This window comes from Streptomyces europaeiscabiei (assembly GCF_001550375.1).
In the GTDB taxonomy this organism is placed as follows: Bacteria; Actinomycetota; Actinomycetes; order Streptomycetales; family Streptomycetaceae; genus Streptomyces; species Streptomyces europaeiscabiei.
The window spans coordinates 1-11664 of sequence record NZ_LRTR01000314.1; the positions used below are offsets into that span (position 1 = coordinate 1).

Annotated in this window: 11 protein-coding genes and 1 pseudogene; 6 read left to right on the forward strand and 6 right to left on the reverse strand. The window is 71.4% G+C overall.

The window, feature by feature from the left end; translation table 11 throughout:
* The 3 genes from AWZ10_RS15140 to AWZ10_RS15150 all read left to right on the forward strand — a co-directional run.
* Positions 1–759 (forward strand): tetratricopeptide repeat protein (locus tag AWZ10_RS15140; protein WP_159058278.1); only part of this gene is annotated, 759 nt, incomplete at its 5' end.
* Positions 760–1035: 276 nt separating this feature from the next.
* Positions 1036–2151 (forward strand): ADP-ribosylglycohydrolase family protein, encoded by a 1116-nt coding sequence (locus tag AWZ10_RS15145; RefSeq protein WP_046706940.1) that lies wholly within the window; start codon positions 1036–1038, stop codon positions 2149–2151.
* 136 nt (positions 2152–2287) lie between these two features.
* On the forward strand, positions 2288–2728 hold the full coding sequence (locus AWZ10_RS15150) for a GNAT family N-acetyltransferase (protein WP_046706939.1): 441 nt from the start codon (positions 2288–2290) through the stop codon (positions 2726–2728).
* Here AWZ10_RS15150 and AWZ10_RS15155 read toward each other — a convergent pair.
* Positions 2656–3603 (reverse strand): acyl-CoA thioester hydrolase/BAAT C-terminal domain-containing protein, encoded by a 948-nt coding sequence (locus AWZ10_RS15155; protein WP_079104369.1) that lies wholly within the window; start codon positions 3601–3603, stop codon positions 2656–2658. The two genes, AWZ10_RS15150 and AWZ10_RS15155, sit on opposite strands and share 73 nt — an antisense overlap.
* 91 nt (positions 3604–3694) lie before the next feature.
* On the opposite strand from AWZ10_RS15155, the gene cpt reads away from it, so the two are divergent.
* On the forward strand, positions 3695–4237 hold the full coding sequence (gene cpt, locus AWZ10_RS15160; protein WP_240439719.1) for a chloramphenicol phosphotransferase CPT: 543 nt from the start codon (positions 3695–3697) through the stop codon (positions 4235–4237).
* A 134-nt stretch (positions 4238–4371) separates the two neighbouring features.
* Here cpt and AWZ10_RS15165 read toward each other — a convergent pair whose 3' ends face one another.
* Positions 4372–5949, reverse strand: coding sequence for a sodium:solute symporter family protein (locus AWZ10_RS15165; protein ID WP_060891306.1), 1578 nt, complete (start codon positions 5947–5949; stop codon positions 4372–4374).
* Positions 5950–6142: 193 nt separating this feature from the next.
* Positions 6143–6931 carry an SDR family oxidoreductase gene (locus AWZ10_RS15170; protein WP_046706930.1) on the reverse strand — a complete coding sequence of 263 codons (789 nt, stop codon included), beginning with the start codon at positions 6929–6931 and terminating at the stop codon, positions 6143–6145.
* 80 nt (positions 6932–7011) lie between these two features.
* On the opposite strand from AWZ10_RS15170, the gene AWZ10_RS15175 reads away from it, so the two are divergent.
* A complete protein-coding gene (locus AWZ10_RS15175) occupies positions 7012–7869 on the forward strand; it encodes a hypothetical protein (protein WP_046706929.1) in 858 nt (285 codons plus the stop codon).
* Between the two features lie 189 nt (positions 7870–8058).
* Here AWZ10_RS15175 and AWZ10_RS15180 read toward each other — a convergent pair whose 3' ends face one another.
* From AWZ10_RS15180 to AWZ10_RS15190, 3 genes are all read right to left on the reverse strand, one after another.
* The gene (locus AWZ10_RS15180) at positions 8059–8268 is read right to left on the reverse strand and encodes a DUF397 domain-containing protein (protein WP_037705436.1); all 210 of its coding nucleotides are present in this window, start codon (positions 8266–8268) and stop codon (positions 8059–8061) included.
* A 259-nt stretch (positions 8269–8527) separates the two neighbouring features.
* The gene (locus tag AWZ10_RS15185; protein WP_060891307.1) at positions 8528–9397 is read right to left on the reverse strand and encodes a helix-turn-helix domain-containing protein; all 870 of its coding nucleotides are present in this window, start codon (positions 9395–9397) and stop codon (positions 8528–8530) included.
* Positions 9398–9929: 532 nt separating this feature from the next.
* Positions 9930–10688 carry a GOLPH3/VPS74 family protein gene (locus AWZ10_RS15190; RefSeq protein ID WP_060891308.1) on the reverse strand — a complete coding sequence of 253 codons (759 nt, stop codon included), beginning with the start codon at positions 10686–10688 and terminating at the stop codon, positions 9930–9932.
* A gap of 263 nt (positions 10689–10951) precedes the next feature.
* On the opposite strand from AWZ10_RS15190, the pseudogene AWZ10_RS15195 reads away from it, so the two are divergent.
* Positions 10952–11664, forward strand: a pseudogene (locus AWZ10_RS15195) (D-alanyl-D-alanine carboxypeptidase); the annotation flags it as partial.

Sequence of the window (11664 nt, forward strand, 5' to 3'; positions counted from 1 at the left end):
GCGGACACCGGGGACTACGCCGCCGCCGTGGCCGACCTGGACCGGGCCGACGCGCTCGCCCCCGACGACACCACCACCCTCGTCCTGCGCGGCGACTACCACCGCCTCCTCGGCGACCCCGACGCGGCGGTCGCCGACCTGGACCGGGCGGTCGCCCTCGACCCCGTACGCCGCTCGACCTGGGCCTCGCGCGGTGCCGCCCGGCACGCGCAGGGCAGCCTCGACGAGGCCCTCGCCGACCTGGACCGCGCCCTGGAACTGGACGGGGAGTACGTCTGGGCCCTGGTGCGACGGGCGCGCGTACGGCGGTCCCGGGGCGAGCACGTGCGGCAGCTGGCCGACCTGCACCACGCCGTCGCCCTCGACCCGGACGCCCCCTGGGTCCGCTGCGAACGCGGCGACGCCCTGCGCGCCGCCGACCGCGACGAGGAGGCCCTCGCCGACTACGACCGGGCCATCGAACTCGACCCCCTGTACGCCTCCGCGTATGCCAGCCGGGGCGTCACCCGCTTCAGGCTGGGCCGCCACGACGAAGCCCTCACCGACCTCGACGCGGCGGTCGCCCTCCTTCCGGAGTACGCCTGGGCCCTGCGCCACCGAGCCGCCCTCCACCTCGAACTCGGTGACGCCGGACGAGCGTTGGCCGACGCGGGGCGGGCGCGGGCGCTGCGCCCCGGCGACCCGTTGATCGCGGACGTGTACGACCGGGCCGCGGAGGCGGCGGCGGCCCGGCCGGACCGCTCGGACCGTCCGGAGTGAAACGGTGTGAACGGACCGGCGACGGCTGTTGCGCCGGCGCACGGATTCTCCGAGAGTTGGGGTCCGGGTACGCCGCCTGTTCACAGCTGATCGTCGGGCGTCCGGACCGACCGAACCTTCCGAGCAGTTGCGCATTAAGAGATGTTTAGCGCTCTGTGAGACACCAGAATCGACCATTCCTGTTCGATTACAGTGCTGGACTGTCGAGCCGTACGGGCGTACGGATGTACGGACGTACTGACGTACGGGTCGGGCAAGGGCCGTGAGGAGGTCGGGGTGGGTGCGACAACCGGTGCCGTCTGGGGGCGGGTCGAGCAGCAGGACTTCCGCAGCCGGGTGCGCGGGACGCTGCTGGGCGCGGCCGTCGGTGACGCGCTGGGCGCGCCGGTCGACCAGCTCACCCTGTCGCAGATCGGTGAGGCGTACGGCCCGGAGTGGCTGACCGATCTGGCCTCCGCGTACGGCAGACGCGGCGCGATCACCGACCTCACCCAGCTCACCCTGTTCACCGTCGACGGCCTGATCCGCGCCCAGGTCCGCCGCGACACCGGCGTGTGGCACCCGCCGACCGATCTGCACCGGGCCTATCTGCGCTGGGCCGCGACCCAGCGGGACTGGGGCCCCGACGAACGCCGCAAGGACGACGGCTGGCTCGCCCGCGAGGAGTGGCTCTACGCCCGCCGTGACCCCTCCCTCATCTGCCTCCTCGGCTTCGCCGACGGGACCATGGGCACCCTCGACGCCCCCAAGAACCCCGGCGCGTCCGGCGCCGAGGCCGCCGCCCGCTCCGCCCCCTTCGGTCTCCTCGTCGGCTGGGAACCCCAGTTGGTCTTCCAACTGGCCGTCGAGTGCGCGGCGCAGACCCACGGCGCCCCCACCGCCTATCTGGCCGCCGGCTCCTACGCCGTCATCGTCCACGCCCTCGCGCGGGGCGAGGGTCTCGACGCCGCCGTCCAGAAGACCCTGGTCCTGCTGGCCGCACGCCCCGGCCACCAGCCCGTCTCCGACGCGCTGCAACAGGCTGTCACCGCCGTACGCCAGGGCCCGCCGTCCCCGGCCGTCGTCGAGCGGATCGCCGGTGACGGCGCGGCCGCGGGCCTGCTCGCCGTCGCCGTGTACTGCGCGCTGGTCGGCGAGGACATACGCCACGGCCTGTGCCTCGCCGTCAACCACGGGGGTCCCTCGGGAGCCGCAGGCGCCCTGACGGGCGGCCTCCTCGGCGCCCTCCACGGCGAGACCGCCCTGCCCCCCGCCTGGCTCGCGGAACTGGAGGGCCGCCCCACGATCCTCGTCCTCGCCGACGACTTCGCCCTCGAAATGACCCAGGGCCCCGCCCTGCACGCCCCGGGCGGCGCGGTACCGGGCTGGCTGACCCGGTATCCGCGGGCCTGAGGCCGCGGCCGGGGGCTGGACGCGGGGGCGTGGGCAGTCCGGCGAGCGACGCCGCGTCGTGGCCGGTCACGCGGTGGCCCGAGCCCGCTCGGGACGCCGTGACGTCCTGAAACCGGGGCGGGGTACCGTGCCGATCATGGCTGACTGGAACATACGCCCGGCCCTGGCGACGGACGTCGAACCCATCGCCGAGCTGCGCGCCGTGGTCATGCGCCCGGACCTCGAACGCCTCGGCCGTTACGACCCCCACCGCGTACGCCGACGCTTCCGCGACTCCTTCGACCCGGCCCACACCTGGATCATCGAGGTCGGCGGCGCCTTCGCCGGCTGCGTGGCCCTCCGCCCGACCGCCGAGGCCCACTGGCTGGAGCACTTCTACCTGGCCCCGCATCTCCAGGGCACCGGCATCGGCACGGCCGTACTCCACGACCTCCTCGCCCGTTGCGACCGCACCGCCGTACCGGTCCGCCTGAACGTCCTGCGGGGAAGCCCGGCCAGACGCCTCTACGAGCGCCACGGCTTCCGCCCGGAGACCGAGGACCCCGTGGACGTGTTCATGGTGCGTGAGCCCGTGTAGCGCGGCGGTCGGTCCCCGTCGCGGAGCACGTCGAGGACATGGGGCCAGGCGGTCGTGCCCAGGAGGGTGTCGGCTTCGAGGGTGCCGCCGTAGCGGAACCGGGCGGACGCCGGGGCGGGGCTCTCGCCGGGAAGGCGCGGGCGGTGACCGGCGTCGGGGCGGGCGATCAGCCGTACGTCGGCGCCCGCCGGGCGTCGGCGTTTCGCCAGTCGCTCGGCGGCGGGCAGGGACGGCCACATCGCGTCGTCGCCGCCCGCGACCAGCAGGAGATCGGCCCGGGCCCTGTCCACGGGGATCTCGGCCGCAGGGAGCAGTTCGGCGAACGTCCGCTCGCTGAGTTCGTACCACCCGCGTACGGCGACCGGGCCGCCGGCGCCCGACTCCGAGGGCGTCCAGGAATCGTCCAGCGGCACGAAGGGCAGGGCCCGGCCCCGCCAGGTCCAGGAGGACCGGTACGGGCGATGCGCCCCGTCCCGGCCCGGCCCCACGTTGCACCAGACCCGGGACGTGGGCGACAGCGCGACGACGGCGTCCACACGCGAATCGTGCACCGCCGTGAGCAGTGCCGCCTCGGCTCCCTTGGAGGAGCCCAGGATTCCGACGCGTGCCGCCCCGCGCGCCCGGAGGAGGTCGACGGCCGCGGTGAAGGTCTCCAGAGGAACCTCACAGATACCCGGCGGCTGTCCCGGCCCGCCGAACCAGCGGATCGCCAGGGCCGTCATGCCCTGCCGGGCGAGAAGCCGTGCCCTCTCCCGCTCGACGCGCCCACTGGAACCCGCCAGGACCAGAACTCCGGCACCGCTGCCACCCCTGGGAGCGGCCAGGACGCCTTCCCAGGGCTCGGTCACCTCGTGCTCGACGACCTCGACACCCATGCGCTCCCCTTCCCGCTCCGGCGCCCGCCCCACGTCCCCTGTCCCCCGAAATGGGTTTCGTGCCGTGCGCGGGGCGTCCTACGGTAGCCCGGTGACCACTCAGATGATCATCCTCAACGGCGGTTCCAGCGCGGGGAAGTCCGGGATCGTACGGTGTCTGCAGGCCGAACTGCCCGATCAGTGGCTCGCGTTCGGGGCCGATTCCCTCATCGACGCGATGCCCGCGCGGATGCAGACGTCGGAGGGCGGCATCGCGATCTCGGCCGACGGCGCGGTCGACATCGGGGCTGACTTCCGCGCACTGGAGCAGGCCTGGGCCCAGGGCGTCGTGGCCATGGTCCGCGCGGGCGCCCGCGTCATCATCGACGACGTCTTCCTCGGCGGAGCGGCCTCCCAGCAGCGCTGGCGGAAGCTTCTCGACGGCCCGCACGGCGTGGACGTGCTCTGGGTCGGAGTGCGCTGCGACAGCACCGTCGCCGCCGGCCGGGAGATCGCCCGGGGAGACCGCGTCCAGGGAATGGCCGAGGCGCAGGCGGACATCGTCCACGAGGGTGTGCACTACGACCTGGAGGTCGACACCACCCACACCGAATCCCTGACCTGCGCCCGCACGATCGCCGCGCACGTCGGCTGACCGAAGGCGGTCCACCCCCACTCCGCCCGACAACGATGAGGGCCGCTCCCGGATCACCTCCCGGGCACGGCCCTCACAGCGTCAAGACCTCACTGCGTCAGGGCCCCGCACACGATCCCCCGCATGCGGCGCCCTCAGACCCCGCTGGGGCTGGACGCGTCCTTCCCCTGGGCCGGTACGGCCGCAGCGGCGCCGGCCCCGCCCCTGCCGTCCCCGTCGCCGTCCGAGTTGATGATCTCGATGATCGCGAGCCGCTCGGGGGTGTCCTCCGGCTTGATGAAGCCGATGACGATGTAGAGCACCAGCGAGACGGCCAGCGGGATGGACACCTGGTACTGCAGGGGCACCCCGCCGTCGACGTTCCAGTGGATCGGGTAGTTCACCAGCCAGAAGGCGAACAGCCCGCACGCCCAGCTCGTGAGCGCCGCCGTCGGCCCCGACCGGCGGAACGGCCGCAGCAGACCCAGCATCATCGGGATGGCCATCGGGCCCATCAGCCCGGCGACCCACTTGATGACGACGGTGATGATGTCCTTGAAGGCGGGCGAGTTGACCTGCGTGGCCGCCGCCATCGACAGGCCCAGGAAGACGACCGTCGTGATCCGGGCGACCCGCAGCCCCTGGCCCTCGCTCCACGTCCGCGCCCGGCGCCAGATCACCGGCGCGCAGTCCCGGGTGAAGACGGCCGCGATGGCGTTCGCGTCGGACGAGCACATGGCCATCGTGTGGGAGAAGAACCCGACGATGACGAGGCCCAGCAGCCCGTGCGGCAGCAGCTGTTCGGTCATCAGGGCGTACGAGTCCGAGCCGTCGCCCTTCACCGACGTCACCAGCAGCGGCGACATCCACATCGGGAAGAACAGCACCAGCGGCCAGACCAGCCACAGGGCCGCCGACAGCCGGGCGGAGCGCTCGGCCTCGTACGGGGTCGCGGTGGCCATGTAGCGCTGGGCCTGGTTGAGCATGCCGCCGTTGTACTCGAAGAGCTTGATGAACAGGAAGGCGAGGAGGAAGACCGTGCCGTACGGGCCCACCAGCGGCTCGCCGTGGCCCTTCAGCTCCGGTCGGTCCCAGACGCCGAAGAAGCCGCCGTAGTCGCCGAGTTTGCCGACGACGGCGATGAACATCGCTATGCCCGCCAGAAGTTGGATGACGAACTGACCCAACTCCGTGAGCGCGTCCGCCCAGAGGCCGCCGATGGTGCAGTAGACGGCCGTGATCGAGCCGGTGATCAGGATGCCCTGGTTCAGGGAGATGCCCGTGAAGACCGACAGCAGGGTCGCGATCGCGGCCCACTTCGCGCCGACGTCCACGATCTTCAGCAGCATGCCCGACCAGGCCAACGCCTGCTGGGTGCCCAGGTTGTAACGGTTCTTCAGGTATTCGAGAGGGGACGCCACGTGCAGTCGCGAGCGCAGCCGGTTGATGCGCGGCGCGAACAGCTTCGAGCCGATGGCGATGCCGAGGGCGATGGGGAACGACCAGGTCACGAAGGACGTGACACCGTAGGTGTACGCGATGCCGGCGTACCCGGTGAACATCACCGCGCTGTAGCCCGACATGTGGTGCGAGATGCCGGAGAGCCACCAGGGCATCTTGCCGCCGGCGGTGAAGAAGTCGCTGACGTTGTCCACACGCTTGTGCGACCAGACGCCGATCGCGACCATCACACCGAAGTAGCCGATGAGCACGGCCCAGTCGAGACTGTTCATGGGCCCCCTTCCAGGGTCCGCCGCCAGGGTCAGGCATGTGAACTCTGGGTTCGGTGGCATGCCCACGGCAAGGAAGGGGAAGGTCAAGAGGGGGCAAAAAAGTTCCGAACGGTGACCTCAGTTCATATACATGAACGGCGGGTGGCCGAAAAAGATCACCCCCGCCTCTGGGCGAGGGTGACCGTGAGGGCGGTCAGCGCATCAGTTCACCGGCGTTGACGAGCAGCGACTGGCCGGTGATCGCCCGTGCGCGGTCGGAGGCCAGGAAGACCGCCGCGTCCGCGACGTCCCCGTCCGTGGCCAGCTCCGGCAGCGCCATCCGCTCGGTGAGGCGCGCCAGCACCTCCGCCTCGGGCACGCCCTCACCGTGCGCCGCGAACCGCACGTACGCCTCCACGGGCGGTCCCCACATCCAGCCCGGCAGCACGGTGTTGACCCGTATCCGGTGCGGCCCCAGCTCCCGCGCCAGCGAGTACATCGCGCTCGTCAGCGCGCCCTTGGACGCCGCGTACGCCGCCTGCCGCACCTGTGAGGGCGCGGCCACCGCCGACTGTGTGCCGATGATGACGACCGACCCGCCGCCCGCCGCCTTCAGGGCGGGCAGACAGGCCCGGGTCATCCGCAGGGTGCCCAGCAGGTTCACGTCGAGGACCGCCTGCCAGGTGGTGAAGTCGGCGTCCTCCAGGCCCCCGAAGTAGCTGTCCCAGGCCGCCACGTGGACCACTGCGTGCACGCCCCCGAACCGCTCCCGCGCGAGCGCCGCGAGCGCCGTGCACTGCGCCTCGTCGGTGATGTCGGTCGCCCGGTACGCCGTGTGCGCGCCGTCCGGGTCCACGTCCGCCGCGGCCTTGGCGAGATTCGCCTCCGTGCGCGCCCCCAGCACGGCGTTCCCGCCGTCCCGTACGACCGCCGCCGCGACCCGCTGACCCAGCCCGGCCCCGACCCCCGAGACGACGACCGTCTTTCCCGCGAGCAGTGGCATCGGAGACCTCCCGGCTCTGGCGCATTATCTGACGGAGCGTCAGAGTATGGGCGACCGCAGGAGGACGGAAGGGGAAGCGCATGAGCGAGGCCAAGCGCACGAGTGAGGACACCCGCAGCGCCACCTACGCCGAACTGGCCGCCGTCGGCCCGTACGGCGTCCGGCCCGGCCACGCCCTGATCACCATGGTCGAGCCGCACCCGGGCCACGAGTACGCGTACAACCGCTGGTACGAGGACGACCACTACTACGCGGGCGCGATGGCCATGCCCTGGATGTTCTCCGGCCGCCGCTGGGTGGCCACCCGCGATCTCCAACTCCTGCGTACGCCGGAGAAGTCGGAGATCGCCCAGCCGGTCACGGCCGGCTGCTACCTCTCCACGTACTGGATCACCGACGGCCGCTACGACGACCACATGAGGTGGACGGTCGCCATCAACAAGCGACTGAACCGCGACGCACGCGTCTACCAGGACCGTACGCACGTCTTCACGGCCTTCCAGGACCACGAGGCGACCGTCTACCGCGACGGAGCCGCCGGGCCCCGCGACTTCCACGCCCTCGACCACCCGTACGCGGGGCTCGTGCTCCAGGTGATCGACGCCGAAGGGCCCGAGGAGCGGGCCGGGTTGCTGGAGTGGCTGCGGGCCCGGCATCTGCCCAAGCGGCTCGCCGGGTCGCCGGCCGCGCTGGTCACCGTCTTCCGGCCCACCCCGCTGCCCCTGGACCGGATGTCGTACGTCAAGCAGGTCGAGGGCGTCGACACCCGCCTCACGCTTCTGTGGTTCCTGGAGGCCGACCCGCGCGACTGCTGGGAGGAGTACTTCGGCGGACTGGGCGAGGCGGTCGCCGATTCGGGCCTGGGGAGGCTGGAGTTGCTGGCGCCGTTCGTTCCCACGGTGCCGGGGACGGACAGGTACGTGGACCGGCTGCGGTGATCCCGAGGCGCCCCGGAGGCGATCCCGCTGTGCCCCTGTGGCGCCCCTCGTGCCCCCTTGTGCCCTCGGTGAGGTGAGGGCAAGGCCGAGCCCCCTCGGCCAGGACGGCGGGCCGGTCGAGAGGGCTCTGTCAGTGGGTGTATGTGAAGTTGGGATGATGGGGATGGTGTTGGTCGTGGTGAACCATGGTCACGCGAGGTCGAAGGCTCCCCGGCCGACCTCGGCCACGAAGGCGCTCCACGAGTCGGCGGGGAACGCCAGCGTCGGACCGTCGGAAACCTTGGAGTCACGCACGGACAGGGCTGAGACGACGGGGGACTTGACCTCGACGCACGCGCCGTTCCCCGTGGAGTAGGACGACTTGATCCACGTGTCCTGGGCGCCTTGCTGAATTGCCATTTCTGCTCCGCTTGCCGGTTGGTCGTTGAGTTGCTGTCGCCGAGCCGTGGAATGGTGCTGTCCCGTTGCCGGAAGCCACGGTTCGGTTTGCGCCAAGGTCGTTGATTTCCTTGGCGTGATCGACGCTACTCGCCAACATCCGCTGACGAAGCGACTATTCACTCGGGTGGGTGGCATATTCCATGGGGGTCTTCCCATCGAGTGTGTCGAGGGTGTATCTTCCGGCCCCTTCAGCCCCACCAGGGCTTGGAGCGAGCGTTCAGTGGGGGCGGAGTTGCGCGTAGTCCTTCGCGATGTCCGCGATGAACTGGCGTGACTGTTCCACATTCAGGGCCTGCGCCCTCAAGTGCTCGTACATGACGCTGTACTTCTGCACGTCGGCGGGTTTCTCCAGGTAGAGGTCGCTGGTGACGCCCTCGATGTATACGACACTGGAATCCGACGCGTCCGGGAATTCCAGAATCGCGTACTGCCCGTTCAAGCCGGGATGCGCGCCCATGTCGAAGGGGATCACCTGCACGGTGACGTGCGGGAGTTGGGACTGCTCGACCAGGTGCTCCAGCTGCTCGCGCATGAGGGAGCGATTGCCCACGACACGGCGCAGCGCTGACTCGTCGAGGACCGTCCACAGCCGCAGGGGAGCCTCCGGCGCGGAGATACGTTCCTGTCGCCTCAGTCGCACCTGGACCCGCTTGTCGATGTCGCCGGGCGTCGTCTCGGGCAGCGCGCCCGCGATGAGTGCCTCGGCGTACGGGCGGGTCTGCAGCAGCCCGGGGACGACCTGGGGGTCGTAGACGCGCAGGCTGGCCGCGTCGGTCTCCAGGCCGATGTAGACGCTGTACGGGACATCGCCGAAGGCGTGCCACCAGCCCTGCTGGCGGGAGTCCTTGGCCATTTGCATCAGCGAGTCGACGACCCGCTGGTCCTCGACCTCGTAGACCCCGCAGAGGTCGCGGACGTCGCGCTGGCTGATGCTGCGGCGGCCGTTCTCCAGGCGGCTGATCTTCGACTGGGAGACCAGCAGTCGCTCGGCGACCTCCTCGGCGGTCATGCCCTTGAGCTCACGGAGCCGACGCAGCTCCTGGCCCAACCGGCGTCGCCTGACGGTGGGATTGACATCGGACGCCACGGGACGTGCACCTCCGGCTGCGTGCCTCTACTTTGTGTATCTGCTGTTGAGCAGATTGCCACCAAGGTGCTTGGTACCGCTGGAAAACAGCGGATATGCGCTGCGCACGCGCCCTTTACGCCGGTGTTTTTCCGCCGCGGAGGGATCTCCGCCGGATGACGCACAGGTGGCTCACGAGAAGTCGCAGCCGCGAGGTGGCTGACGAGAGGTCGCAGCCGCGAGGTACCGGCCGACAGCCGGCCGGACGTACCCGGACGCACGCGGACATGCGGTTGCGCGGGGCGTGTGCGGCCGTATGTACGGCCGCACACGCCCCGCGCGAACTGCGGCTCCCGAACCGGGTCCTGGGGTCATTCCGTTGGTTCGGCGCCTGCGGTGCAAGCAGTGCAAGTCGTGCGTCACGAGGCGTCGTGAAGCGGGTGTCGCGCGTGCTGCACAGGGTGCGGTGGGGGCGGGACCCGCGGCTCCGGGGTCCGGCTCCCACGCGCACCGGCGGTGCCTCAGCGCGTGCTTCGGATGCTTCGCGTGCTTCTCAGTGCGCCACTACGCGGGCCATCGAGCCGCGGCGTGGCTGCATCGGAACGCCGCGCGCGGGTTCCGGTGCGGGTGGCCTGGCGCCGGGGGCGGCCTGACGGCCGGTCGGTGCCGGGCTGCGGCGTGGCTGTGCGGCCACGCCGTTCTGCACGTCCATGACGGCGTGGGCCACCAGGCCGCCCATGGGGTCGTGCCGGATCAGGTCCCGCAGCCGGGAGCGGGACGAGCGTCCCTCGTTCCCCGGATACAGGTGCTTGCCGAGGCCGACCGCGTGCGCCAGGGCGGCGAGCGCCGCGGTCCGCGGGTCCGGCGGGACGCCGGTGCGGATCGCGGAGTCCAGCCGGGTTCGGATCTCCCGGCTGATCTCGGTCTGACTCGACTGATAGCGAGTCGTCGGCAGCACTCCGCACATCTGGCCCGCCACGGCATGCACCATGCCGCACCGCTCCAGATGCGAGAGGTAGGTCTGGCGGAGCCCGAGACGCGGCCCGCCTATCCAGTGGACCGCCCGTACGGGAGCGCCACGCCTTCGCAGCAACTCCAACGCGCAATCCAGAGTCGGATCTCCAGTCGGCCGTGGGGACACCACGGCGATACGATCCCCGTCCGGGGCTATCCGTCCGGCCAGCGCCAGCTCCACTAGCTGCGCTCCGGCCAGACCAAGGTCGAGCGACTGCGGCTGTGCGGTGGTACCCGTGGTCGGGTCCAACGCCAGCAGTAGAAGCTCTTCCGGAATCGTTCTGCGGCTCCTGCCCATCCATGCCTCCCCGCGTGGATGAATGACAGGGTGACCCCTCTCACATTCATCTGTCGAGAGTGCGTGACCGAAATGTAGTGGAACCGCTAGGTATGTCGTTCTCGTCTACCGCAGGGGTTAAGCCCGCACACAGGACACTGGTACATGGTTCGGACACCGGCGCGGCGCGGTGGTGGCTGGGGTGACTAGTGTCCGGGCGGCGGGTTTCACGGTTCGGTTGGGCGCGCGTTCCTGAGACGGGAGGCGCGCGGGAGGAGGCATCGGTGGCGGGCACGTCCCCCGACAGGTCGAAGCGGTACGAGTCGTCGACGGAGTCGACACCGGGGAGCGAGCCACCGATTCCGGCCCCCGGCCCGGCGAGGCCGGCCCCGGACCCTCGTCTGTCGTTGTCCCGGGACTCCACCCCGAAGGTCGACCAGGCGACAGCGGTCTTCTCCCGCCGAGCACTGCTGGAGGCGGCGGAGGCGGAGGGCCTGAAGCTGGACGACGCCCAGAGGGGCGCGGCGACGGACACGGACGCGGACGCGGCCATGGACGCGGCTGAGCCTGCGGGGCGGGAGACCGCCGGGTCGCAGACGGACGAGCCGGAGACGGGGACGGACGAGCCGGAGACCGGCCGGACCGGCGGGGCGGGCTCCGGCGGCTCGGACGAGGCCGGTCCGGACGCCGGGCGCCCGGACGACGTCGACTCGGGTGACGGTGAGGCGGACGCCGAGGGCTCGGACGCCGGTTCGCGCGACGCCGGATCGGCTGCCGGGGGCCCAGGCGCCGATTCGGGCGATGCCGGGGCGGACGTCGGCTCCGGCGACGGTGAGGACCCGGACGGGGCCGCGAAGGGCCCGGACGGCTCCACGGAGGCGCTGCCCGACGCCGGCGGGGCCGAGGAGGGCCAGGACGCGGACGGGGCCCAGGAGGGCCAGGACGCGGCCTCCGGCAGGGAGCCGGCGGCCGGGGCTGACGGCGAGGACGGCGAGGG

Bases quoted from the DNA above. Each gene is read 5' to 3' on its own strand.
- AWZ10_RS15190 (WP_060891308.1), bottom strand. From the start codon at position 10,688: ATGGGCAGGAGCCGCAGAACGATTCCGGAAGAGCTTCTACTGCTGGCG.
- AWZ10_RS15150 (WP_046706939.1), top strand. From the start codon at position 2,288: ATGGCTGACTGGAACATACGCCCGGCCCTGGCGACGGACGTCGAACCC.
- AWZ10_RS15170 (WP_046706930.1), bottom strand. From the start codon at position 6,931: ATGCCACTGCTCGCGGGAAAGACGGTCGTCGTCTCGGGGGTCGGGGCC.
- AWZ10_RS15180 (WP_037705436.1), bottom strand. From the start codon at position 8,268: ATGGCAATTCAGCAAGGCGCCCAGGACACGTGGATCAAGTCGTCCTAC.
- AWZ10_RS15175 (WP_046706929.1), top strand. From the start codon at position 7,012: ATGAGCGAGGCCAAGCGCACGAGTGAGGACACCCGCAGCGCCACCTAC.
- AWZ10_RS15155 (WP_079104369.1), bottom strand. From the start codon at position 3,603: ATGGGTGTCGAGGTCGTCGAGCACGAGGTGACCGAGCCCTGGGAAGGC.
- AWZ10_RS15165 (WP_060891306.1), bottom strand. From the start codon at position 5,949: ATGAACAGTCTCGACTGGGCCGTGCTCATCGGCTACTTCGGTGTGATG.